This window comes from Akkermansia sp. GGCC_0220 (genome assembly GCF_017566105.1).
In the GTDB taxonomy this organism is placed as follows: domain Bacteria; phylum Verrucomicrobiota; class Verrucomicrobiia; order Verrucomicrobiales; family Akkermansiaceae; genus Akkermansia; species Akkermansia massiliensis.
On sequence record NZ_JABFCI010000008.1, the window covers coordinates 59,377 to 82,594 of the forward strand.

General features: G+C 43.4%; 18 protein-coding genes and 1 tRNA gene. 10 read left to right on the plus strand and 9 right to left on the minus strand.

Going from position 1 to position 23,218, the window contains the following annotated elements:
* Window positions 1–43 precede the first annotated feature (43 nt).
* A complete protein-coding gene (ruvB, locus tag HJW02_RS07500) occupies window positions 44–1,063 on the minus strand; it encodes a Holliday junction branch migration DNA helicase RuvB (protein ID WP_102722126.1) in 1,020 nt (339 codons plus the stop codon).
* Window positions 1,064–1,202: 139 nt separating this feature from the next.
* Between ruvB and HJW02_RS07505 the strand changes: the two genes are divergently transcribed.
* From HJW02_RS07505 to HJW02_RS07520, 4 genes are all read left to right on the plus strand, one after another.
* Window positions 1,203–2,684, plus strand: coding sequence for a beta-N-acetylhexosaminidase (locus HJW02_RS07505; RefSeq protein WP_180970919.1), 1,482 nt, complete (start codon window positions 1,203–1,205; stop codon window positions 2,682–2,684).
* Between the two features lie 358 nt (window positions 2,685–3,042).
* Window positions 3,043–3,132, plus strand: a tRNA-Ser gene (locus HJW02_RS07510).
* 145 nt (window positions 3,133–3,277) lie between these two features.
* A complete protein-coding gene (locus HJW02_RS07515) occupies window positions 3,278–3,928 on the plus strand; it encodes a DUF5343 domain-containing protein (RefSeq protein WP_102722128.1) in 651 nt (216 codons plus the stop codon).
* A 4-nt stretch (window positions 3,929–3,932) separates the two neighbouring features.
* Window positions 3,933–4,511, plus strand: a complete 579-nt coding sequence (locus HJW02_RS07520; protein ID WP_180970918.1) for a Swt1 family HEPN domain-containing protein — start codon at window positions 3,933–3,935, stop codon at window positions 4,509–4,511.
* 2,026 nt (window positions 4,512–6,537) lie between these two features.
* Here the strand turns inward: HJW02_RS07520 and HJW02_RS07525 are convergent.
* Window positions 6,538–9,531: an autotransporter outer membrane beta-barrel domain-containing protein gene (locus tag HJW02_RS07525; protein ID WP_102722129.1), complete on the minus strand. Its 2,994-nt coding sequence runs from the start codon at window positions 9,529–9,531 to the stop codon at window positions 6,538–6,540.
* A gap of 128 nt (window positions 9,532–9,659) precedes the next feature.
* On the opposite strand from HJW02_RS07525, the gene HJW02_RS14140 reads away from it, so the two are divergent.
* The 3 genes from HJW02_RS14140 to HJW02_RS07540 all read left to right on the plus strand — a co-directional run bounded on the left by HJW02_RS14140 (window position 9,660) and on the right by HJW02_RS07540 (window position 11,634).
* Window positions 9,660–9,899, plus strand: coding sequence for a helix-turn-helix transcriptional regulator (locus HJW02_RS14140; RefSeq protein ID WP_102722130.1), 240 nt, complete (start codon window positions 9,660–9,662; stop codon window positions 9,897–9,899).
* Between the two features lie 79 nt (window positions 9,900–9,978).
* The gene (locus HJW02_RS07535; RefSeq protein ID WP_102733091.1) at window positions 9,979–10,395 is read left to right on the plus strand and encodes a hypothetical protein; all 417 of its coding nucleotides are present in this window, start codon (window positions 9,979–9,981) and stop codon (window positions 10,393–10,395) included.
* A 93-nt stretch (window positions 10,396–10,488) separates the two neighbouring features.
* Entirely contained in the window at window positions 10,489–11,634 is a 1,146-nt protein-coding gene (locus HJW02_RS07540; RefSeq protein WP_102733090.1) for a site-specific integrase, read from the plus strand.
* A gap of 105 nt (window positions 11,635–11,739) precedes the next feature.
* On the opposite strand, the gene HJW02_RS07545 is transcribed toward HJW02_RS07540, so the two are convergent.
* The gene (locus HJW02_RS07545) at window positions 11,740–12,015 is read right to left on the minus strand and encodes a DUF3892 domain-containing protein (RefSeq protein ID WP_102722133.1); all 276 of its coding nucleotides are present in this window, start codon (window positions 12,013–12,015) and stop codon (window positions 11,740–11,742) included.
* A gap of 784 nt (window positions 12,016–12,799) precedes the next feature.
* Window positions 12,800–13,423, minus strand: coding sequence for a helix-turn-helix domain-containing protein (locus tag HJW02_RS07550; RefSeq protein WP_102722134.1), 624 nt, complete (start codon window positions 13,421–13,423; stop codon window positions 12,800–12,802).
* Between the two features lie 158 nt (window positions 13,424–13,581).
* Between HJW02_RS07550 and HJW02_RS07555 the strand changes: the two genes are divergently transcribed.
* On the plus strand, window positions 13,582–14,655 hold the full coding sequence (locus HJW02_RS07555) for a hypothetical protein (RefSeq protein ID WP_102733089.1): 1,074 nt from the start codon (window positions 13,582–13,584) through the stop codon (window positions 14,653–14,655).
* Window positions 14,656–14,746: 91 nt separating this feature from the next.
* Here the strand turns inward: HJW02_RS07555 and HJW02_RS07560 are convergent, their stop codons facing one another.
* Both HJW02_RS07560 and HJW02_RS07565 read right to left on the minus strand, forming a co-directional pair.
* Entirely contained in the window at window positions 14,747–15,679 is a 933-nt protein-coding gene (locus HJW02_RS07560) for a nucleotidyl transferase AbiEii/AbiGii toxin family protein (RefSeq protein ID WP_102722136.1), read from the minus strand.
* Window positions 15,676–16,275, minus strand: coding sequence for a type IV toxin-antitoxin system AbiEi family antitoxin domain-containing protein (locus HJW02_RS07565; RefSeq protein WP_102722137.1), 600 nt, complete (start codon window positions 16,273–16,275; stop codon window positions 15,676–15,678). The genes HJW02_RS07560 and HJW02_RS07565 overlap by 4 nt, the downstream gene beginning before the upstream one ends.
* 432 nt (window positions 16,276–16,707) lie before the next feature.
* Between HJW02_RS07565 and dcm the strand changes: the two genes are divergently transcribed.
* Both dcm and HJW02_RS07575 read left to right on the plus strand, forming a co-directional pair.
* Window positions 16,708–17,796, plus strand: a complete 1,089-nt coding sequence (gene dcm, locus HJW02_RS07570) for a DNA (cytosine-5-)-methyltransferase (protein WP_102722138.1) — start codon at window positions 16,708–16,710, stop codon at window positions 17,794–17,796.
* Window positions 17,787–18,749, plus strand: a complete 963-nt coding sequence (locus HJW02_RS07575) for a restriction endonuclease PLD domain-containing protein (RefSeq protein WP_102722139.1) — start codon at window positions 17,787–17,789, stop codon at window positions 18,747–18,749. Before dcm ends, HJW02_RS07575 begins: the two co-directional genes overlap by 10 nt.
* Here HJW02_RS07575 and vsr read toward each other — a convergent pair.
* The 3 genes from vsr to HJW02_RS07590 all read right to left on the minus strand — a co-directional run bounded on the left by vsr (window position 18,743) and on the right by HJW02_RS07590 (window position 22,822).
* Window positions 18,743–19,159 (minus strand): DNA mismatch endonuclease Vsr, encoded by a 417-nt coding sequence (gene vsr / locus HJW02_RS07580; protein ID WP_102722140.1) that lies wholly within the window; start codon window positions 19,157–19,159, stop codon window positions 18,743–18,745. The genes HJW02_RS07575 and vsr overlap by 7 nt on opposite strands.
* 93 nt (window positions 19,160–19,252) lie before the next feature.
* Window positions 19,253–20,161: a bacteriophage abortive infection AbiH family protein gene (locus HJW02_RS07585; protein ID WP_102722141.1), complete on the minus strand. Its 909-nt coding sequence runs from the start codon at window positions 20,159–20,161 to the stop codon at window positions 19,253–19,255.
* Between the two features lie 1,140 nt (window positions 20,162–21,301).
* Window positions 21,302–22,822 (minus strand): M60 family metallopeptidase, encoded by a 1,521-nt coding sequence (locus HJW02_RS07590; protein ID WP_102722142.1) that lies wholly within the window; start codon window positions 22,820–22,822, stop codon window positions 21,302–21,304.
* Between the last annotated feature and the right edge of the window lie 396 nt (window positions 22,823–23,218).

The following is a 23,218-nucleotide window of genomic DNA, read 5'->3' on the forward strand; positions in this document are numbered from 1 at the left end:
CAGCACAAAACACGGGACTCCTGCCATGCCGTAAACGGATGGCTTACAACAGCCATCCCTGTCCGTTGGCGGGCGGCGTGGCCCCCATCTTGAGATAGGCGGAAGGCATTGCCACGCGTCCCCTGGGAGTACGGTTGATGTACCCCTGCATGATCAGGAAAGGCTCGTGCACGTCCTCCAGCGTGGAAGCGTCTTCCCCCACGGCCACGGCCAGGGAGGACAGGCCCACCGGACCGCCGTTAAACTTGTAAATCATGGCTTCCAGCAGGCGCTTGTCCATCTCGTCCAGGCCGTCGTCGTCAATCTCGATCATGGTCAGGGCATCGTGCGCCAGTTGCTCCGTAATCACGCCGTCGCCGCGTACCTGGGCGTAATCCCGCACCCAGCGCAGCAGGGAATTGGCCACGCGCGGCGTGCCTCGGGAGCGCAGGGCGATCTGAAGCGCGCCTGCCGGTTCCACGGGAACGTTCAGCAATCCGGCGGATCGCTCGATGATCGCGCACAAATCCTCCTGCGTGTAATAATCCAGCCGGTTCACGAGGCCGAAGCGGGAACGCAGCGGGCTGGTCAGCATCCCGGCGCGGGTGGTGGCCCCCACCAGGGTGAACTTGGGAAGATTCAGCTGGATGGAGCGGGCGTTCGGGCCCTGGTCGATAATAATATCCAGCCGGAAATCCTCCATGGCCGGGTACAGGTACTCCTCAATGGCCGGATGCAGGCGGTGGATCTCGTCAATAAACAGGATGTCCCCTTTTTCCAGATTGGTCAGCACGCCTGCCAGGTCCCCCGCCTTCTCGATCTGGGGGCCGGACGTCGTATGGATGCGGCAGCCGACGGCATTCGCGATAATATTGGCAAGCGTCGTCTTCCCCAGGCCAGGGGGGCCGCTCAGCAGAATGTGGTCCAGCACGTCGTCGCGCTGTTTGGCGGCTTCCACCATCAGCATCAGGCGATCCTTGATCTTCTCCTGCCCGCGGAACTCGCTGAAGGCAGGCGGTCGGAGGGACAAATCAAAGGCGGAGGGGGGTGTCTCCGTAGTGCGTGTGTAAAAGGACTCTCCCATGCGCAGGACTAGCAAACCTGTCTTTGAGGCATCCGTCAAGATGGAAGTGCAGGCGGGAAGCGCCTTTTCCGGGACATGCCGTAAGCCTCTGGTCTTTTTTGATTGCGGATGGAATACGGTTCCGTCAGAATCGTGCGCAATGAAATGGCGTATCCTACCTCTTCTGCTGGTGATGAGCGGCAGCGTTTTTGCCGCTGGCGGCGTGGAATCCCGTCCCTATCACATCATCCCGGAACCTGTCGAAGTCAGCACTTCCTCCGGAGTATGTAAATCTCCCAAAATCCTCAAGCAGGCCGCCAATAAGGCCCTGGGGCCGGAGGGATACAAGCTCACCATCAAGCCGCAGGGCGTGGAAATCCAGGCTGGCGATCGCGCGGGCCTCTTTTATGCCAAAAACACGCTGGAACAGCTCCAGGCCCAATACAAGGAGGACGGCATACCCTGCGGCGTCATTGAAGACAAGCCCCGGTTTGGCTGGCGCAGCATGATGATGGACACCGCACGCCACTTCGTGCCGGTGGAGGACGTCAAAAAATTCATTGATGTGATGTCCTTCTACAAATTCAACAAACTCCATTTCCACCTCACGGATGACCAGGGCTGGCGCCTTCCGGTGCCCGGATACCCCAAGCTGGAAAGCGTGGCCTCCAGGCGTAAGGAAACCTTTGGCAACAAAACTCCCCATGGAGGCATGTACACCAAGGAACAGCTTAAGGACCTGGTAAAATACGCCGCCGCCCGGAACATTGAAATCATCCCGGAAATAGACGTGCCCGGCCACAACCAGGCTCTTTGCACCGCCTATCCGGAATTCCTCTGTTTCCCGAACCCCAAGCTGGAAGTGCGCACGAATGCGGGTATCTCCTACACGCTGGTATGCCCCGGCAACCCGGACGTGTGGAAATTCTATAACGCCGTCTTCAATGAACTCAAAGACATCTTCCCGTCCCAATACGTGCATCTGGGCGGAGACGAAGCGCCGGAAGACAACTGGATGAAATGCCCCAAATGCGCGGACTTCCGTGAGAAAGCCGGTATCCGTGAGGAAAACAAAAAGGCCGCCGCGCAAAAGGAAATGGTGGAATTCTTCACTAGGTGCGCCAAAATGCTGAAAAGTCGCGGGAAAACGGCTGTTTTCTGGTACGAGCCCATGGGCAAATATCCGGACGGAGTAATCGTAACCACGTGGAGAGGCGGCCACACGCCTAAAACGGTAGCCAACACCACGGGCGACAAGGTGGACGTTATCTGCGCCCCCAACGGCAAATGCTACTTTGACTATCCCCAGCTTCCCGGCGACTGGCCCTCCGGCCAGCCGGACACGGGCTGGATGCCCGTCAACACGCTGGAAAACGTGTACTCTCTGGAACCGGACCATGGCCTCTCCGCCAAGGAAATGGAACGTGTGCGCGGCGTAGACTGCTGCCTGTGGGCGGAACGCCTGCCGAACATTGAACGCGTCTTCTACCAGGCTTACCCGCGCGCTCTGGCCCTCGTGGAAACCGCCTGGTCCCCCAAGGAGGTGAAAAACCTGAACCGCTTCAAGGAGAAACTCGAATTCCACAAAAAATTCATGCAGGAAAAATGGGGCATCGACCTCGAACGCCCGAAAAAGAAATAATGACCGAACAGCAAGAGTCCCTTCCTGAAAAACGCAACGTTGAAAAAATAGGAAGAACGTTCTTTGCCTTTTTAGAGAAGAGAGGCATCGGGCACGAAGAACTCAACCTTGTTCAATGACAGGCTTCTGTAGATAACAGAAGCCTGTTTTTTTGCATAGTATGCATGATTCCTTTCCTACTCTCTTTGAAGAGTCCCAGGCAATACCTCTGTGCTTTCCATCCTTTTCAGGCAACGGGGAAGAGGCGAGAAGAGCCTGGGAAAAACAGGAAAACGCCTCCCAAGTGAAAAAAAGATTGCCAACCTTCTCTTCTGCCGTTACATTACCCCCGCTTTCCTATCTAACACAATCTATCAACGGGCAGGTGTCAGAGTGGTCGAATGAGCACGCCTGGAAAGTGTGTGTACTGGCAACAGTACCGAGGGTTCGAATCCCTCCCTGTCCGCCATCAATTTTCCGTCGCAATATATTCGTCATGAGTATATTGCGTTTTTTGTTTGTAGGGGCATGGGGAAGAAATGGGGGAAATTAATGTATATAATTTGGAGAAAATATTGCCTCAGGAAAGAAAAATGTGTATTTAGTACCACGTTATGGCCTTAACTACATCATATCTATCATCCACTAAAAATCTTGAATCTATTTTCAATTCTATTATTGGAGCAAAAGCTCCAGAAAGATTTACGACTAAATTTTTAGAAGATTTAGGATTCAAAAGTAGTACTGACAGATTAATTATAGGAATGTTAAAAGCTTTAGGATTGCTCAACGAATCCGGACAACCCACGCAACGGTATTATGATTTTCTCGATCAAACGCAATCTAAAAAAATCATAGCAATAGGAATTCAAGAGGCATATGAGGATCTTTTTAATTTAAAGAAGGATGCCCAATCCATGAGTAATGATGAAATTAAAAATAAATTAAGAACTTTAACGCAAGGCCAAAAGGGAGATAGAGTTATTGAAATGATGTCAACAACTTTTAGAGCATTATGCGGTTATGCAGATTGGACACCAACTATTTCTCAAATTAAAATTCCTTCTAAACAAAAACACATAGAAAAACACGAAGCTAATATTGAAGGTAATATTTCCGTTCAACAGGATCCAAAAATAAACCAAATTTCTGAACCATCAACAAAGATGAATTTGCATTATAATATACAAATTCATCTTCCTGAAACAAGTAATATGGCAGTGTATGATGCTATATTCCAAAGTCTGAAAAAACATTTATTTTAATCTAATGCCAGATAAATTATATTCTTTCGTAATGAGAGGGGAATTAACAAAAATCTCTCTTTCTAATTCCGAAGCTATAAGCAAGCATTCATCTTCAGATATATTAACACAAGAATATATACGAAGCTTGTCCTTAGATCTTCTCGAGAATGAATTATTAAATTGTGCAAAGCAGATGGCTACTGTTTATACAGCTATAGCATGTTTTGAAAACATGGTGAGACAATTTGTAGTTAAAATTCTCATCGAAAATAAAGGTGAAAATTGGTGGATGGAATCTGTCTCAGAAAAAATAAGGACAAAAGCTGAATCACGGAAAATAGAAGAAGGGAAAATAAAATGGCATTCCCCACGAGGTGATAACTTTATAAATTATACCGAATTTGGTGATTTAGCTTCAATAATGTCTCAAAATTTAGAACTTTTCCAAGATCACATTATATCATTGGATTGGGCCAAACAGATTTTTACTACTTTGGAAAGATCTCGTAATGTTATCATGCATAGTGGGGAATTAGGACGTCGGGATATAGAAAGAATTGGGACAAATATTCGAGACTGGATATCTCAAGTGGGTGGATAAAACATGGAGGCGTCTATGAATTACACACCTAATTATAAGTTAAGGTTGGAGTATTCTCAAGTTGAAGGCATCGTAAATTAGAGATTCTTGAGATATTTGATCTTATGTACGGCTTGCCTCTTTGACAAATCGTTTTCGGTCCACTTTCTCAATTCTTTCTCCCTCTGTTCCTTTCTCCATTTGTAATCGTGCCAATCCTCCATGCATTCTCCCCAATGGTGTGATTCTTCTGGATGAGGGATGTATCCCCAAAATCTGTTCCAATCAGGATTTTTTCTTTTGAATGATTATCCATATCTGACTGTTCTTGTTCTCAATCTCTCTGGAAACCTCTCAGTAATCTCCATCGGCATTTCCCTTAATATCCTAGAAAATCTCCATAGAAATCATTTCAGGATTAATTGCTCCAAATTATTTTTTTGAAAACACCTTCGTACAAAAACAATTGACCATGGGAATTCTTTTAACGAATCAAACTGCAGGCATACTGGTGAAATCTCTCCATATCTCTTTTCTTTCATTGAGTAAGACCGTTTTTCTCATAACATATTCATTTGTATGGATTTATAATTTTTAAAACCATTTTCTCGGCAATAAATTCCAGGTATACTGCGGTATACATTTCAGCATCCTCCATATATTTTATATCCATAGAGTAAGACCAAAATATTCATAACTTACTCATTGTAATATATTTTTGAATTCTGTTTTCTGCTGTTTCAGCATTTCCATCCAATGTACAGAACCATTGATGGCATCAAATGCTATTGGGTGGCGACGGTAATCCGGTTATTTTATTCTGACTATCTCCAGAATCATTTGTGAGGATTTGCAGACAACTTCCCTTACCAATTACCTTGTTTCCAAAATAATTACCGTAGAAATCATTTTAGAATTAATTATTCTTTTATCTCTTTACTCTCTTGATCTCAGTCAATTTATCCAAAGAGGAAATCGTTTTATTAAAAACGCCTTCGTATAAAACTAATTGACCTCGGAAATTATTCCAAAGGACTAAACAAAGGTATACGTGAGAAAAATCTCTCTTCCTCTTTACTTATACATTGTATGAGACCGTTTTTCTCATAACTTATTTGTTCCCATTCACTTGTGAATTCAGAAAGCATTTTCTTCTGAAACAAATACATGGTACACTGAGGTATACGTTTGAACTCTCTCATATACTTTTATATACATTGTATGAGACTATATTTTTTACAACTTACTCATTATGATATATTAGCGAATGTGAAAACTCATTTTATTCCTTCTTTTACTCCTCCCATATCCCCATTGTATCAGACAGTCAGAGACTCCAGGTTAGGTAATTGGGATATCAGAAATTGATGGCTATTTCAGTAAACTTGTTATCTTATTCTGAATGTTTCCAGAATTGTTTGTGAGGATTTTTTGCCCTGTTACCTTGGGTTTATCCTACTTTCTAAAATAATTTCCGTAGAAATCAATTTAGAATTAATTTACCTATAACCCTTCTATCTCTTGGTTTATGTGATGGAGCAAGATGCATAGGATCGGGGGAAAATATTTTTTTGAAAACTGCTTCGTATAAAATCTTCATGGAGGAATGATGCCGTGATTTCAGGCGGTTGTAAGCGATTGGGTTCGACGTGATGAAGTAATTTGTCAATATTGCTTATAAGGACTTCAAACTGGTGAAACGTGCGTGAATCTGAAAAATGGTCTCAAAAATATTTTTGCCAGGCGGGGGCCTAAATGGGTTCTCCTCCTTTTATTCCTGATACATTTCCTAATAGAGAAAAAGTTTTCCATTTTTCGGAAAAACAATTTTGGAGCGTTTGGGAAAGTACCCCCTTCATGTGAAAAGTCCTTTGTATAGACTGAGCCCAAACAGGGATAGACTTTCAATTGGGGGAGCGTGTTTGGTTTGACGGGGGTACCATGCCATTTGCCGTACCCTATATGGTAGGAATAGAGTAGAGGTGTAAAAATGAAAAAGGATGGAACCATTGCTGATTCCATCCCTTGATGACTGTTATTTATCTATTTAGAAGCTGTATCTTGCCGAAAGTGAGGCGGATTGATTCACCTGGCTGCTTCTGGCTTCCAAGGTGTAGAACGCTCCTACGCTCCAATTCTGGTTGATGATCCAGTTGGTTCCGGCGTTCATCATGAAGGCGCTTCGGCCAGGATTGCTTCCTTCGTGCTTGTTGTCGATCCCGTAGATAGTGGATTTGACCGAAGGATTTGTTCTGGATACATCACCGACATAGGCAACAGTCAGTTCAGGAAGAAGAAGTTGTCCTCCTCCGACCGATACTTCCTTTTTAACCGTAATGCCTACCGGAACACTCCATACCTGCATATTACCGTCCCTGTATTGGCGGCTGCCGTTGGAATATGTTTCCGTGAAGCTTTCCTGTGCTCCATGGACGTAATCAATCCCAATGAACGGCGTCAATGTGGTCTTGTCGGTGACTTTGATATTCCAGTCAGCTTTTAAGCCGAAAGTAAACACATCGTCATTCCATTTGGCATGACCGGGCAAATAAGCGGAATTACCAATGAGAGTATCGGCCCTATTTTCCACCGATCCATAAGCAAAGTATCCGCTCAATCCCAAACTCTGCTTGTCACACAGTGTTTCCAGATAATTGGCGTACAGACCGGTCATGAGGCTGTCCTGCTTGATGGATGCCTGGTTGTCGTCAGATTTGAACGTTCCGAATGTTTGGCCGAAAGCAATACCCGCTCGGAATTTCTTCGTCCATGAACAGTCAATCCCTGCCGCATATCCTCCTCCGTTGTACTGGAAGCCGTCCGCATGTGATGTAGAGTTCATGGTCACGAAATCCCCCAAACCACTTACCCATACATTGGAATCTCCCGGTTGGGTGACTTTGAGCTGGGATACTGCCGTCTGACCGAAGTTCTTGACGACGCTTGTACTCGACCACAAGGAATTGGCGATATTGGAACCGTCCTTGCCTACCAAAGCGGCAGCTACGGCTTCATCCACTTGTCCCGTGAAGCTAAGCGTTCCTGTGGATGCATTCCAGAGAAGATTGCCTTCCTTCAGGAGATGGTTTTTATCATCCAGAGAAAGAACAAAATCACCGTTACCGGAAACTGTTCCATCAGTCTTGATAAGATCCAGAGTAAATGCATCTGTTCCTGCCGCCAGAATTCCCAGACCTACTTCAACTTCGGTATTCACCGCTCCATTAACAGTAATGGAATTGATGACGGAAAGATTGGAATAAGTACCTGAACCGTGATTTGCCAATGTCGCCGCAGTAATACCGTCCAGATAAAAGCCCAGTCTTGAACCGCTATCCAAAGTCAGATCATTGTGCTGCTGGAATCCCGGACTGTTGCCTACATAGAGCAAAGCGTTGGATTGGAGAATGGTAGAAGCGAACGTACCGCTGCCATTGACTGAACCGTTTTCCGCAATCGTCACTTCTCCCTTTACTGTCCCATTGTTGCTCAGGATGGACGATCCATTGACCAGAACATTTCCATTGATGGTATTCCTGTTATCCAGAGATGCACCGGAATGAATGGTAACGTCATTGTTGATGGTTCCCCTGTTATTGACCGAAGCGGTAACTGAATTACCGGTAGCATTGAGAGCTCCTATGGTCAGCATGGAATCAACTGTTCCAAGAATGGTGTTCTGACCGATTTCCAGAAGACCGCTCTGAACATTGACCTGTTTTGATTCGTATTTACTGCCAGTCAAAACAATGGCGGCATCGGTAATGCTTCCTCCTTCGTGCCCCACCTGGATGTTTGCGCCTGCGTTTCCATCTATGCCGACAATACTGAACCCGAGAGAATCCGATCCCGACATGTTGAATGTCTGTAAATCGGCAGTAACCAGGGTTCCTCCCGTCCCATGGACATAGGAGTTATTGAGTCCGTTGGTAACTTCCGTCGCGTCGACATTGCTACCGTTCCCCAAAGAAACGACAACATCCTTGGAAAGGGTATCGGGGGCCTTGCCGTCGGTAATAATGGTTCCCGGTTGTTCCGGTTCCCCGGGATCGTACCCATTGTCAACCAGCGTCAGGGCATAACGTCCGTCTATCTGGGCGATGGATACGAATTTCTTGTCACTAATGTTCCGGGAAACTGTGGTGGTTCCACGATAACTTTCAGTAATCTTCAAAAGGCTAGTTTCACCAGTAATATCTTTACAGTAAAATACAATTGTCCCCGTCTCGGGGCTAGTGAAACCATCTTCCGGAGAAGAAACAGAGTGGAAATCAACTGTTGTATTCCCTGTAATAGATAAAGTTCCAGTTATAGTTATGTTAGAATATTTGTGACCACCATATGTAAATAGAGCTATCTCACCGCCATCCGAAAGAATGAGATTCCCTTGTAGAATTCCACTTCCTTGAGATGAAGTATCATTCCAAATCTTAAGTCCATGGTTAGCTGATACAGTATATTGATCTTTGATAATAATTCCTCGACAAAATTCCAAATTAACAAAGTCGTTATCCTTAATCGTCGCGTTTCTCAAATCAATGATAGATAAAGGGCCATCAACAGTAGAATCAACAAAAAATGAGCAGGGAGATTCTTTGTTGCTCGTTTCGAGGGAACCATTGAATTTCACTTGTGCCCCTAACTGTGCGTCTAATGATACATTTTTTAAAACGATACCAGAACTGATGGTATATTTGGCGTTACCAGTAGGGGGATTATATGAATCAGGCCAATCGGAAGATCCTCCACATATAATAAAGGAATCATTTTTGAAATCCATAGTACCTTGTCCTGTCAACATATAGGAACCGTCATCCGTTGATCCCCAGCATGGACCGTAAAATTTATCAAGATTAACAGACCAATTGCCGTCAAGGCTTAGGTTGACGTTATCAAATTGAGGAGATCCTGGATTTCCATAATCTCCGACATACTGATCCCAGTTATGGGTATTCAGGTTGATTGTTTCCGTAGCGATGAGCGGTTGCGAGATGCAGGCAAGCACGGCCGCCAGCAGTACTGTAGGCAGGTGTAACTTCATAATTGATGTGGGTTGTTCATTCTCCTTGGTTAGTAGGTGATAGCGTTTGAATATCGCGTATCTCCACAACTGTAAAGAGGTATTTTAGACCGTGGACATAAATTTCTCATTTCTGCGATAATGAATAAATGTCCAAGCAAAATGTACTCAAGGAATTAGGAGAAAGGATCAGAAACGAGAGAAAAGCCCAGGGATTCTCTCAGGAAGGATTTGCGCATGTTACCAATTTGGATAGAAGCTACTACGGCAGCATTGAAAGGGGAGAGCGCAACATCACATTTTATACCATCTGCGAAATCGCAGAAAAACTGAATAGGGATGTAGCTTTTTTCTGTCAGGATATTCCTCCTATCAAGCCAGGGAAATAACTGATCATTACGGCAAAATAATTGACAGTCATTGTATTTTATCGCTTACGAATCCCGTGGTTCATGACATGATGGATTCATGATCGGAGTTGCATACCAGCAAGGAACACATGTCCGCGTAATATCTCCTGAAGGACAAATCCTGTTCACTCAACAAGGAAAACTCTTGGGATTCTCTTCTGAGGTCGTCTCCATACTCAAAGGAAACGCCCTCTTCATTTGCGACCATCAGGGAAACACGCTATCCACTCATCGGTATGCGGATGACAAACCGGGCAAGGCTGGTTCATTGAAAAGCATCGTATTTTACCTCCTGTTGGGATGTTTGACCAAAATAGGAGACGCATACCGATTGTATCAATTTCTGGGTAGGGGAAACGCCATAGGAGCTGACGGAGGAGACTTGAATTGGAAGAATATCGGTATTTGGTTCTTATCCATTTCCTTCTGGTTGGCCTGCTCCTTTACGGCTTCAAAAATGGGAATCGCCGGATAATAAAACCGATTCATTTTACGACAAAAAATAATTGACCATCATTGAGTTTTACCGCATACGAACTCCTGTTTTCACGGTATAATTAACTCATACATGGCAGCGAAGAAGTTCAAATTATGCAGATTGGTTCAGGAGAACGACGGAAGGTTTCGCGTCTACTGGAACACCATCAACCCCGACGGTTCCACCAGGAACAACAAATGCAGGGTCAAGGACAGGAAGGAAGGTTTGGAAAAATGCCGAATCCTTGAAGAAGAACTTTCCCAAACTGGGCTTGTAGAAGAAACAATCATCGATCCCGAAGACAGGATTATGATCGACCGTTTCTACAAAACCAATCCTTCCATCTCCCTGGCTGAATTCATCAGAAGATACATGAGCTTCGTCGCCCATCCCAAGCAAAGCAGGAGGGTCGGGGATCTCTTCAAGGAATGGAAAAAGCACAAGCTCCTGACGGCATCCAACAGGGAAAACATCCGCCTCACCCTCTCAAGAGTCAATGTCTTCAAGGAAGTATTCGGAAAGAAAATCGTCAGCACCATCCAGAAGGATGAAGTGGAAAAATGGCTCTATGGTCTGGATATAGCAGAAAAGACACGCCAGCATTACCGGGCGGCCGTCATCTCGTTCTTCAAATGGTGTGAAATCGACATGACCAACATCAAATGCCCCAAGGCAGTACGTCCTGAACCCGGCATTTATTCTGTCGATGAAGCCGTCCAAATCCTCCATTACACGAAGGTACATCAAAACAAAATGCTCGCTCCGCTGGTCATCGCCATGTTCTGCGGAGTCAGGTTGTCCGAATTTGAATACATTACATGGGAGGAACTGGATTTGAGCAATCCCGATGAAGACGGAGACTTTTACCTGTCAGGAGGAAAAACCGGAAGACGCATTGTCCATCTCCCCAACGTTGCCAAAAAATGGCTTCTTACATGTGAACATACCAACGGACTTGTCTTTGATTTCGGACGATGCAAAAAACATGTCGACCGCATCTATGACGCCTTCAGGAGAACAATCCCTGAATACGTTGAAGCCAAGCAGAACGGATACCGGCACAGCTACTGCACCTATAAAGTTACCTGTTTCGGAAACATGGCCAGCGTAGCCGATGAAATGGGCAACAGCATCCAGATGATACGGAAGCATTACTACAAGCCTACCAGGAAAAAGGATGCGGAACTCTATTGGAAACTTACGCCTGAATACGTTGATTCACTCAATCTGGATTAACCGGATTCCCAATCGGAGGCTGCATGTGAAGTGCCCTGTTTGACTATTGCACAATACACACAAAACCTTTTGTCTATATCGAAACGAGAATCGGCATAAACAAAATCACACGCGGGGCAAATTGAGCAGATTGTCGTGCTTGCTTTCGTTAGGCATGGAACGCACATACTTCTCTCCCTTGAAACTCGTCATTTCTTCCAATGCAGGATAGGGGTAAATGTTGCCCCTGATAATCTTTCCTTGAACAAGCATGTCGTAAACTTGTTCCTTGGGATAAAACCCTTCCAATCCTTCTCCTGACAGGTAAATGGACTGGATATCTTGTTCATTTGGATAGGAAGGACTGCCGTATTTGAAATGAATCTTTGTCGCCAAAATCATAGTGGGACAATTTTACATGGATGATTTCCGGCAGTCTCCCTGAAACTGTATTACGCAATACATGCCCAGCGAGTTATTTGAATAATGGAATGAATCCAGGTTCAATTTCCCCCAGTGGGCACACTTGGCCTATTCCCATCAAATCCATATAGGGCAATCCAGGCTTCTTTATGGAACAATTTCCATGATCCATGCCTTGAATAACTTGAACCTGCTGTTCCTATTCCATTGATCATGAGTATTCCACATTCTTTCCATATCCATTTTATGTAAAAAACATGCCCTGGACAGTTGTCTTGGGAGAAGGATTCCCAACTCCATCGGGGGCTATCCGGACTCCGCCATGGTCAAATTAGACGGGACTCATCTATTCATCAGAAATGAAGTCCTATGTCCTTATTACTAAAATATCTCCATTCTTCCTATTGAGCTCAAAAACTGGCAGACAGCTGTCTTGGAGTACATGTTCCCAAATCCGTATGGGATAGACCAGGCTCCGTTATGGGCAAATTCCCTTGGGCATGTATCAGGTATACGGGAAAAAATTCCTTCTCCATTTATTTTATATATACATTGTATGAGACCATTTTTTGTATAATGAAATTGCTATCAGCATATTACAAAAAATAGTCTTTTGTGCATCAGGAAATACCCCGAAGAGAGCAAACAGCTTATTCTGAATAATTATCCAGAATAATTTGTAAGAATTAGCGGAATGCTCCCCTTGCTATAATACCGGACGGATACCCGGAAATTGTCTGCATGCCTTCAAATCCATTGAGAATTAAATTCCCTTGAACCAGATGTTCCTGCTGTTGGATTTGAACGGCCTTCCCAGTAGGAACATGCAGTACTTCATCCATCCGGTTTGATGGTGCCCCGGATCATAGTATTGCCTCCGAAGAAAATCCCTGTCCTGTAGCGTAACCGAGTCGTTTTCGCGGATTTTCAGTTCATCCAGCTTTCTCCTGATCTGGCAGTAATAAACGTACCTGGTTCCTTCTGTCAGTCCGAAACACCATTCAAAGAACTCTTTACCCCTGTATAGTAATATATTTTCAGGGACTCCCGGCTTCTTCTTCTCCTGGGTTGCCCAATATTCCCTGAGTTCCTTGACAAATTCATTCCATGGTTTTTGAGTGTATTTGTTTGGGATAGGACGCCTCCCCCTCTTATTCTCCCTGTATTTGACAGGACCTTCGTTCAGGTAATTATTAATCCATCTATAGACAGTCGCAGGACGTATACCCAGTTTCCTTGCAATGGCCGGAACAGGATTTTCCCTCTTATAGAGCAATACCGCCTTCCTGCGGAGTTTTTCCCGTTCTTCCGCAGTCAGCTTCCTCGTGTCCTGCTTATCCGCCGGGACAAATGGCCGTTTCCTTTTCCTCATTTTACCTGCGAACATCCATACAGGGAACGGACGAATGAATCAATAAGATTTTCATTATATCCTTATTATAATGTATTTTAGAGGATGTATATTTCCATAATAAAAGAGCACTTAGGAATAAAAAGAACATTCGGATACTACGAAGAATGTTTATTAAAAATAATAATAAATTGATGGGTGTAACCAACACCCGTGTCACAAAAACCATCATCAACAATTCCAAACTCATTAACGCCAATCAAACGGCTGAGAAAATCGGAATGCTCAAAAAGGACATGAAGCAAGTAGATGCCGAGAACTTGTTGAACGCCCTCCCTCTCGTCCAGGAGAACGGAGAACTGGCGCCAATACTTCCTCCCAAGGAATACGTCTACTTCACCATTCCTGTCAACAAGGTCAAACACGGCCTCTACAGGATGCTGTTCAATCCCAATATCAAGGATGGTTCCCTCAACAAGAAAACCAGGACAAAGATCACCCCTATCTTTGAAGAGGCACTAACCAGCCTTGGCATTGAATCCATCCCGGTTCATCCCTGCATCCTCAAATCCTATAACCTGAATTCCATCTTCAAGGCTGAGATCAACTCTCCTGGGTTTAAGGAACTTATTGAAAATGCTAGGAAAAGAAAGCCAAATAACAAAACTGCTTTTGTTTCTGAAATTGCCGGCAAGCGTTTCGATAATGCATACAGCCAAAATGATGAGCATCCACGGGTTTACAACATGTTCACCCCAATGCCTTCATCTATCAGGAAGCATGTATTCAAAAATGTCTATGGAGTTGACATGGTGGAAATTGACCTGACCAATTCCATTGTTCAGTGCCTTGCTGCACGCGGCCAATGCATGAAAATGCTCGAAGCGATCAAAACCAATACCCTGCTTCCTACAGATCAAGACGAAAGGGAAGAAACCAAGGAGAAACTTATCACATGGATTTTCTCCCTGTTGTCAGGTACTGCCGATAAAAGATGGATTACCAGATGTAAAAACCAGTTGAGGGAATTCCTCACCGACGACTACTTCGATGAAATGGAATCCTTCATCAAGGCGATCGACGATCTGGAATCTTCCCATACCCTGTTCCACTACGAGGATATCCTCCGGGAGTTCTGCCGGAATCATCCAGTCTGCATCAGCCTCCATGACGCCGTGTACATACCGGCAGACAGGACGGACCTGATTGATTCGCTCAAACAAACCCTGGACGAACACAAGTACTACTACAAGGTCAAAGCCCTCTAGGATCATCCCGGAGAACGGCATGGATTCCCTCCTTCACTGGGGGGAATCTTTCCGTTTTAATAGCAACAAACCTTTCAGAAGAAGTGACGGTTCACGACATTGATTCATCCCAGCTGCCAGTCGACGGATTCCAGGTTTTCTCGAAAGAAGCCTTGGACAATAATGCTTCGCATGGAGGTAGCAGGAAAAACGAAATCCTTTGAACGACCTCTTTCAAATGAACCGGAATCCCGGAAAGCAGAGAGACGGGAAATTTCTTTAGAAAGGCAGTCCATTGCACCTCCTTCATTTTCAGGAATGAAGAAGACGTTATTATCAAAGAGGATGGAATATCCAGATGGCGCCTTTCAAAAGTAGCCTGGAGGGATCGGCTTAGAAGATTTCCTTCAAACGAATGATGGCTGGACAGAACATAAATGTCATAAAAATCCTTCATCCTGGAATTTTGAAGTCCCAGGAAAACCATGGCATGGAATTTTTCAGCAATAGCGCTTTCCCGTGTATATCCCTGCAACATGGGTGGATCCATATCCAGCGCCGTAGGAAAATGAATGGGAATGGGAGCCGGCAGAACAATATCGGAAAAGCCTATGTCAATCTTCATCCGGATTCTCATCCGTTCCAGATACCCGAAAAACAAAATGCGGCGTCCCCGGTAATCCGATTCCTGGGTTATTTCCATGGAAGTCACCGACTCTGGATCAAATGACAGCCCGTCATCCGGCACGGGTACGTCCAGAATCTTTTGAATGCACGCCTCAATGAATGAAGCGCTATTATCCAATGTGCCCAACAAGTCTATATCCATTGTTGCCCTTGCCTGTGGAACATTCCAGACGCGCAGCATAAGCGCTCCTTTGAGGACAAAACTATGTTGAAATTCAGATTGTCCCAGACGGTACAGGAATCTCTCCATCGCATAGTACTGAACGATTTCCTGGAAATTCCGTCCGTTTTTCCGAGACAGGTTGTAAAGCTTGTCTCTTATTGAAGCGGCCTTGTTGGCGGGATGTTCCTTGCTCATACGAGTGTTTCCAGATAAGGCATGATCGTTCGGGTAACTCCGCGAAGAGCGGCATATTCATGAATGAGGGGAAGATTGACGGGATGATTATTCGCGTACATTTTGAGGGCTTCCAGAAATACATCCATTCCGACCCTGTTCCTGAAACGGAACACGTCCACCAGAGTCTTTTCCATATTGTAGACTTTCAGAGGCACTCCTTGCATGTCATGTGTTTCAATGCCCGCTTCATAAATGGCATCACGAAACCGGAATGTGTGCACGAGTGGATAGGAAGACCTGGGAGCATTCCCCTGGTAAGGAATGGCAATATCAACCGCATGGGGAATTTGTGTCGTCATGTCATGGAATGAAAGCGCCGACACAAGGCAAATAACCGCAGCAGGATATCTCCTGGCAACCATGAGCATTTCCGGCTCGTAAGGCAGGCTTTCATCGTTAAGACAGTAAAAGCCTCGTCCCCATCTTCGGATAATCCCCATCTCCATATATTTCTGCAGCATTCTTGCGGTCATCAGCGCAGGAAGAAGTTCCCCCCTCCGGATAACACCGCCTTTGTTACGGAAAAAATCTTTGATTGGAGCAGGGATAGTCATGAGTCAAAAGTACACACTTGGATGAATGATATGTGTACTTTTAGAACATTTGAAAGAACATGGCAAGTCGAAATTCTGGTCTCACCAGAACCATGCAGGAAGGAGTTGTTGGGCCAGAGATACCGGAAGATATACGGGGGAAGAGGTGAAAGGAAATGGCCTTCCCATGAAATTAAGAAGCATTTGTAATGAATAACTTACATAATGTCACCCCAAAAGCATCCATTTTCAGCTCAGCGAATTCATTGTTAATCACTTATGCTCAATGATTCGAGGGTTCGAATCCCTCCCTGTCCGCCATCAATTTTCCACCGCAATATATTCGTTATGAGTATATTGAGGTTTTTGTTAGCAGAGATATGGGGAAGAAATGGGGGAAAATGATGCTCCTTTAACCTTGAACTCCATTTCGTCTCCTAGTACAGTTGGCCCATGCTTTCGCAACTAGACTTGTTCAAATTTTCTTCTTCACAAAAGCTCAAGTTAGCGGAACTCTTTTGTGGAGCTGGAGGCATTGGAGAAGCTGCTAAATTAGCTTGTGTTCCTGGTATAGAAATTGAACATTTATGGGCAACAGACTATGATAAAGATGCATGTGCCACATATAATGAAAATTTAAAGCCTCGTAAGATTATTTGTGAAGATATCCGTAAATTAGAATTTCAAAGTTTGTTAAAATACGGAGTTATTGATTGCTTAACATTTGGATTTCCTTGTAATGATTTTAGTACTGTGGGAGAGCAGAAAGGCATGCATGGCTCTTTTGGGGCTTTGTACGAATATTGCGTAGCTGCATTAAATATTTTTAATCCTAAATATTTTATTGCAGAAAACGTCAGTGGATTAAGAAGTGCAAATGATGGGAAAGCTTTTTCGTACATTCTCGATGCATTTAAAAACTCAGGAAAAGGTTACAAATTATTTCCAAATCTTTATCATTTTGAAGAATATGGAGTTCCTCAAAAACGCCATCGTATTATTATTGTAGGAATAAGAAATGATGTTGATATAAAATTTAATATACCATCTCCAGCTCCTTTTTCTCAAATAGATATTTCCGTAAAAAAAGCACTAGCAAATATACCTAGCGACGTAGCGAATAATGAGCAGACAGTTCAATCAGCTATTGTGATAGAAAGACTTAAATACATTAGAGAAGGAGAGAATGCATTTACTGCTAAAATACCTGTTCATCTTCAATTAAATGTGAAAGGCGCAAAAATTAGTCAAATATACAAGCGACTAAAAGCCAATGAGCCAGCCTATACTATAACAGGGAGCGGTGGAGGAGGAACCCATGTTTATCATTATTCGGAAAATAGAGCTCTAACAAATAGAGAAAGAGCTAGACTTCAGACATTTCCTGATGATTTTGTATTTCGGGGATCTAAAGAAAGTGTTCGAAAACAAATAGGTATGGCAGTGCCTCCTCAAGGGGTTAAGGTAATATTCGAGGCATTATTAAAATCAATTCTGGGAGAACCCTATCAATTTATAGATTCTAATATTCCATGGAAATGATTGTAAATAAAAACGAATTGTTTGATGAGGTGTTAGTAAGGCCAGCAAATGAGGCAGATAGTCTGATTATTGTTTCAGGTTTTGCTACCTCTGCGATGGTTGAATATCAAATTTCTAGTATACGTAAAAAGTTAGGAAAAGAAATTGCAATTGAGCTTCTTGTTGGAATGACTCCTATATATGGTGTTTCAGAGATTCATCATAGGAATTTTATTAAATTACATAAGGAAATAGATTTTAATTGTTCATATATAAGCAGCCAATATCCTGCAGTTCACTCGAAACTTTATGTATGGAGAAAAGACAACCGCCCTGTAAAGGCGTTTCTTTCAACAGCTAATTATACAGTCACTGGATTTTTAAAAAACCAGAGGGAATTAGGGATAGAATGCAATTCAACTGAAGCTTTGGAATATTATCAATCCCTATTGCATCATTCTCTCTATTGTCATTGTGATGAAGCAGAAGAATATGTAGCGGTGAATGCTCCATTTTTTTCTGCTGATGACCCCAATAAATCGCAATTATATCCTTCTAAAGAGAGCGTATACCTTCCTCTATTCTCTGAAAAAACTGGGAAAATGCACAATAGAGCGGGTTTGAACTGGGGACAACGTGAGGGTAGAAATCCCAATCAAGCTTATATTCATATACCAAAAGAATTAAGAAATTTCTTTCCCGATAGAGGACAACCATTTTCTGTATTAACAAATGATGGCTTTCCTTTTGTGTGTGTTGTCGCACAAGATGAAGGTAAAGCTATTGAAACGACGTACAATAACAGTGAATTTGGTGAATATTTTAGAAATAAATTAGGACTAGAATTAGGAACAAAAGTAGAATTGGAAGACTTAGATAAATTTGGTAGCAGATATGTCAAATTCACAAAAATTGATGAAGAAGAGTATTATATGGAATATGAAAGAGGGATAAATTTTTCAGATAATCAATAAATTTCTTTTTTAATTTTTCCTTCTATAATTTGAGGGGATTTAGTTATCGTTGGAATTTGACATTCCCATATCGTTAATACATTCCAACCTATTTCATTTAATCTCTTTACATTCAATTTGTCTCTATCCACATTTTTAGTAAGCTTTGGTTTCCAGTAATTAGTGTTACTTTTGGGCATTACCGCATATTTACAGCCTTCATGCTGATGCCAGAAGCAGCCATGCACAAAAATGACTGTTTTGTATTTTGGTAGTACGATATCCGGTTTGCCAGGAAGATCTTTACGGTTGATGCGGAACCTAAAACCTAGTTTGTGGAGAATTGACCGGATAATTTTCTCAGGCTTGGTGTCCTTGCTTCTGATCCGGGACATCACTTGGCTTCGCTTCTCTGGAGAAAAGACATCCATGCCTTGAGTTTATCAAACTTGTGTAGTCATTACAATACTACATCTTCCGACAGATTGTCTTTCAACGTTTCACCCAATCTCTTCTCTATTTCCTCATTTCTTCCATATAATCTCTTTATTACATAATATTTTTTCAAATGCATAACTATCTAAAGTAATATATTCTATCTGAGGGGAAATCCCACATTCTTCTTCAATATACTGCATAGTTTTTTTGATGTTATTCTTATCTTTTTCACTATGATAGCTTATATTCCACATGGAGTTTTGTTGAACATGGCATGCTATTTCCCTGAAATATTCTTTATCCACATCTCCCATTGAATGTCCTAGTATGAATATCTCTGAAACGTCATTTAATTCTTCAAAGTATTTTTGATTATTGGAAATAATTATTTCTGAATCTTTACGAGTGTATTCATAGTATTCTATTAATGCATTTTCAGGGCTTTCTACTACCAGAAGGCCAGATTTTCCAGTTGGAATATTGAAATAACTACCATAGGGGCAAGATGTATTATGTCCACATATAAGCTTTTCTGTAGAACATTGTAATGAACCATGTATATAAAAAATATTACTTGATTCTATTCTATACAATTTTTCTAGTGTAGAAGTATAATTGAAATTTAAGTACTTGAAATGGGGGGCCAGTAATTCGGAATGATCAAGTTCTTTAGATGATTCTATTACTACTGATGACAACCAAAGACGTAATTTCTCGGATATTTGAGTATGAAATGACAATCGCTCTCTTATCATGTTATAATCTCCACCTCCTCCGAAATCTGAATCACCTAAAACTACTGCATCATCAATTTCTCCAAGAGCATGTTCAAAATCTGACCATAGCGCCGATTCATCTATATATTTAGAAATATCTTCCAAAAAATTTTTATGGTTGCCATTATTTTCTAAAAATATTTTGAAATCCGCATAAGAAGTTGGCAAGCCATGCCACAGATCAAATCCATTTCCCACTATTACTAAAGTATTACCCATATATAAAACTTAATATAATTTTTTCATAGGTTAGAACATAATTCAGAAACTACAATACTTATTCATCTCAATCCATTTCTCCCAAATTCCCTCTTTCTTTCTACGGACCATTTCCAGCTCTTCTTTCTTCCATTTATAATCATGCCAATCATCCATGTATTACCCAAACTCATGAAGATTATCTGCATTGGGAATGTAGCACAAAAATCTGCTCTAATCAGAATTCTCTTCTTTTGAATCATTGTCCATAGCTGGCTGTTCTTGTACCCAATCCCTCTGGAAACCTCTCAGTAATCTCCATCGGCATTTTCCTTAATATCCTAGAAAATCTCCATAGAAATCATTTCAGAATTAATGCTCCAAATCATTTTTTGAAAACATCTTCGTACAAAATCCATTGACCTTGGAAATGCTTTCAAAATATCAAACGAAGGTATACTGGTGAAACCTCTCCATATCCCTTTTCTTCCATTGAGCAAGACCGTTTTTCTCATAATATACTCATTTGCATGTATTTATAATTTTTAAAACTATTTCCTCAGCAATAAATTCCAGGTATACTGCGGTATACATTTCAGCATCCTCCATATATTTTATATCCCTAGAGCAAGACCAAAATATTCATAACTCGCTCATTTTAATATATTTTGAATTTTGTTTCCTGCTTTTTCAGCATTTCCAAAGCCTTTATTGGTTCAATGTACAGCACCATTGATGGCGTCAGTATTCCTGCAAATGCTATTGGGTGACGACGACAACCTGGTTATTTTATTCTGAATATCTCCAAAATCATTTGTGAGGATTTGCAGACTGATTCCCTTGCCAATTACCTTGTTTCTAAAATAATTTCCGTAGAAATCATTTTAGAATTAATTGACCTGTTATCCCTTACATGGGCTTGATTTCAGGTAATGAATCCAGGGTGAGGATGCTTTTTTGAAAACAGCTTCGTACAAAGCCGGTTGAACCGGAATCTGGAGAAATTACTGGAAAAAATATTTTTGTCTTTCAAGGGCCTGAATTGGGATTGGGGCTTTTCCTATTGATACATTTCCTAATGGAGAAAAAGTTTTCATTTTTTAACATAAAGCTACGGTATGTCTAATGTTTTTTAGGAATAATCAAGATTCCTTAATAACCCTATTCACTTATTCCCGTGATGTCGGTTTTGGGTTTCGGGAAACCTTTATCGGTAATCCATTTTTTCGTTTCAGCCACCATTTCGGGGGTGACGGTGAAATCGTAATTGGCATAGTCGCCGATGTGGAATTGTCCGGTTTTGAAGAAGCCCCATTTCTCGAAGAAGTCGGTTAAGTCGGTTTTTGTAACGTCACAGCATGCCCTGATGAATTCGAACTGGTATTTGATGGTATCATTCCCTCCGTAGTTTCCCGCGTTGTTGCGCAGATATTCCATCACGTCAGGGTAGAAGTCGGGATGTCCGTTTTCGGTAAAGTAGAGATGGAGCTGCCACAGGGGGACCAGCTTGTTGAAGACGTCCTTTGATTGCAGGTAGGCAATTTTCCCATCGATGATTTCCTTGCGCGCCTTGTCGTAGCTGCCCTGGCGCTTCAAGCGGCTTTCGTTGCCCGTTTTGGCGGCGGCTTGAAGAGAGAAGATGTTGTTGCTGACTTCCGTCATGCCGCCCCAGGTCATCGGGCGCATTTGCATCACGTGGCCGACTTCGTGGGAGAAGCCCCAGCAGGCGTCGCCTTTGAGGACGTTTTCCGGATCGGTCACCATTCGCATCGTACCATTGTCTCCCAGGTAGGCTACTCCATCACCGTCGCGGAACATGTAGTAGTTGAAGTTCACGCGGGCAAAGACGCGGTTTTTCGGGATTTTGCCGTATTTCTCAAGGCCCATCAGCTGGTATTGGATGCCTATCAGCTTGTCGTAGGCGTTGATGAGTTCAGTGCCGCGCTCCCTGGTGAATTTTTTCAGGAATTCGACGGGGTAGGCAACCTGGATGTATTTTCCCCGGGCGTCCATGATCGGGGAGACGGCCTGATCAAGCAGGCGTACCCAATCTGTGTTGGTGTCGCCCCGGGTAGTGTCGAAGTAGCCGTTGGCCTTGCCCGTCACGAAATGGACGGGGATTTTCGGCGCCGTGTCGGCATCATTGCTGAAGTAGCTGATGTAGGCGTTGGCGGGCGTTTCTACATCAATGATGTTGATTCCTTCCTTAAGGGGTATTTGTTTTTTGTGCAGTCCCCAGCCGTTGGGATCCTTCGTCGGTTGTACTCCTTCGGCCGGCTTGCGCATCAGGTTCGGGAGAAGGAGGCTGATTTCACGCCCATCCGTCTTACCGACCAGAATGACATGCTGGCCCTTCTCGAGATAGACGCCCGTCATGTTGTCGTATTTGCTGAATCCCTCTCCGATTCTGAGGTTTTTGCCCGTCTGGCGCGGTGAGGGGAGGGCCTGGTATTTGGCATACAGGTAGTCCGGCTTGTAGTTGCCTGCCAGGATTTTGCCCGCGAGTTCCTTCATCGCGTCAGACTGGAAGGCGGAAATGTCTTTAACATCCTGCTTCAAAGCCGTGCAGGAGGCATCCTTGAATAGCTGGAGGTCGTTGCCGATGCTTTCCGGAGTGTTGGCCGCAAATACGGATGCGAGCGACAACAGGGGCAGGGTGAGGAATGAAGTGATTCGGTTCATGATAACGTGGGAGTGGGTGATTCTACGATGTTACAAGTTACATTCTCCGTTTTCCTCTTCTTTCACCATTTCTCTTTTTACCGGCAAACGAAAAAATCAACCTGCTTCAACGGAAGACGGGGCGGGTTGATGAATGGGAACGCTCTCACGTTGTATAGCTGGTTTTCTTTTCGTATGGCGTGTTTTTTAAGGCTTCCATGTTTTACTCAATTGCCTTCCCATACTGCGGTAGTCCTATGAGGGCGTTTGCGACTGTAACCCTTGAGCCATTTGATTGAGTCCTTCTGAAATTCTTCGACATCGGCATAGAATTCTACCACGCGCCTCCCCGCAATATTCTCTTCCTGTCATCCGTCAGAATGGCTTTTATGTGCCATCTGTGTTGCTGATAGAAGA

Excerpts from the sequence above, each read along its gene's own strand:
- vsr (WP_102722140.1), bottom strand. The coding sequence starts at position 19,159 with ATGGATGTCTTTTCTCCAGAGAAGCGAAGCCAAGTGATGTCCCGGATC.
- HJW02_RS07585 (WP_102722141.1), bottom strand. The coding sequence starts at position 20,161 with ATGGGTAATACTTTAGTAATAGTGGGAAATGGATTTGATCTGTGGCAT.
- HJW02_RS07540 (WP_102733090.1), top strand. The coding sequence starts at position 10,489 with ATGGCAGCGAAGAAGTTCAAATTATGCAGATTGGTTCAGGAGAACGAC.
- ruvB (WP_102722126.1), bottom strand. The coding sequence starts at position 1,063 with ATGGGAGAGTCCTTTTACACACGCACTACGGAGACACCCCCCTCCGCC.
- HJW02_RS07535 (WP_102733091.1), top strand. The coding sequence starts at position 9,979 with ATGATCGGAGTTGCATACCAGCAAGGAACACATGTCCGCGTAATATCT.
- HJW02_RS07590 (WP_102722142.1), bottom strand. The coding sequence starts at position 22,822 with ATGAACCGAATCACTTCATTCCTCACCCTGCCCCTGTTGTCGCTCGCA.
- HJW02_RS07515 (WP_102722128.1), top strand. The coding sequence starts at position 3,278 with ATGGCCTTAACTACATCATATCTATCATCCACTAAAAATCTTGAATCT.
- HJW02_RS07550 (WP_102722134.1), bottom strand. The coding sequence starts at position 13,423 with ATGTTCGCAGGTAAAATGAGGAAAAGGAAACGGCCATTTGTCCCGGCG.
- HJW02_RS07525 (WP_102722129.1), bottom strand. The coding sequence starts at position 9,531 with ATGAAGTTACACCTGCCTACAGTACTGCTGGCGGCCGTGCTTGCCTGC.
- HJW02_RS07560 (WP_102722136.1), bottom strand. The coding sequence starts at position 15,679 with ATGAGCAAGGAACATCCCGCCAACAAGGCCGCTTCAATAAGAGACAAG.
- HJW02_RS07565 (WP_102722137.1), bottom strand. The coding sequence starts at position 16,275 with ATGACTATCCCTGCTCCAATCAAAGATTTTTTCCGTAACAAAGGCGGT.
- HJW02_RS07575 (WP_102722139.1), top strand. The coding sequence starts at position 17,787 with ATGGAAATGATTGTAAATAAAAACGAATTGTTTGATGAGGTGTTAGTA.
- HJW02_RS07555 (WP_102733089.1), top strand. The coding sequence starts at position 13,582 with ATGGGTGTAACCAACACCCGTGTCACAAAAACCATCATCAACAATTCC.
- HJW02_RS07520 (WP_180970918.1), top strand. The coding sequence starts at position 3,933 with ATGCCAGATAAATTATATTCTTTCGTAATGAGAGGGGAATTAACAAAA.
- dcm (WP_102722138.1), top strand. The coding sequence starts at position 16,708 with ATGCTTTCGCAACTAGACTTGTTCAAATTTTCTTCTTCACAAAAGCTC.
- HJW02_RS07505 (WP_180970919.1), top strand. The coding sequence starts at position 1,203 with ATGAAATGGCGTATCCTACCTCTTCTGCTGGTGATGAGCGGCAGCGTT.
- HJW02_RS07545 (WP_102722133.1), bottom strand. The coding sequence starts at position 12,015 with ATGATTTTGGCGACAAAGATTCATTTCAAATACGGCAGTCCTTCCTAT.
- HJW02_RS14140 (WP_102722130.1), top strand. The coding sequence starts at position 9,660 with ATGTCCAAGCAAAATGTACTCAAGGAATTAGGAGAAAGGATCAGAAAC.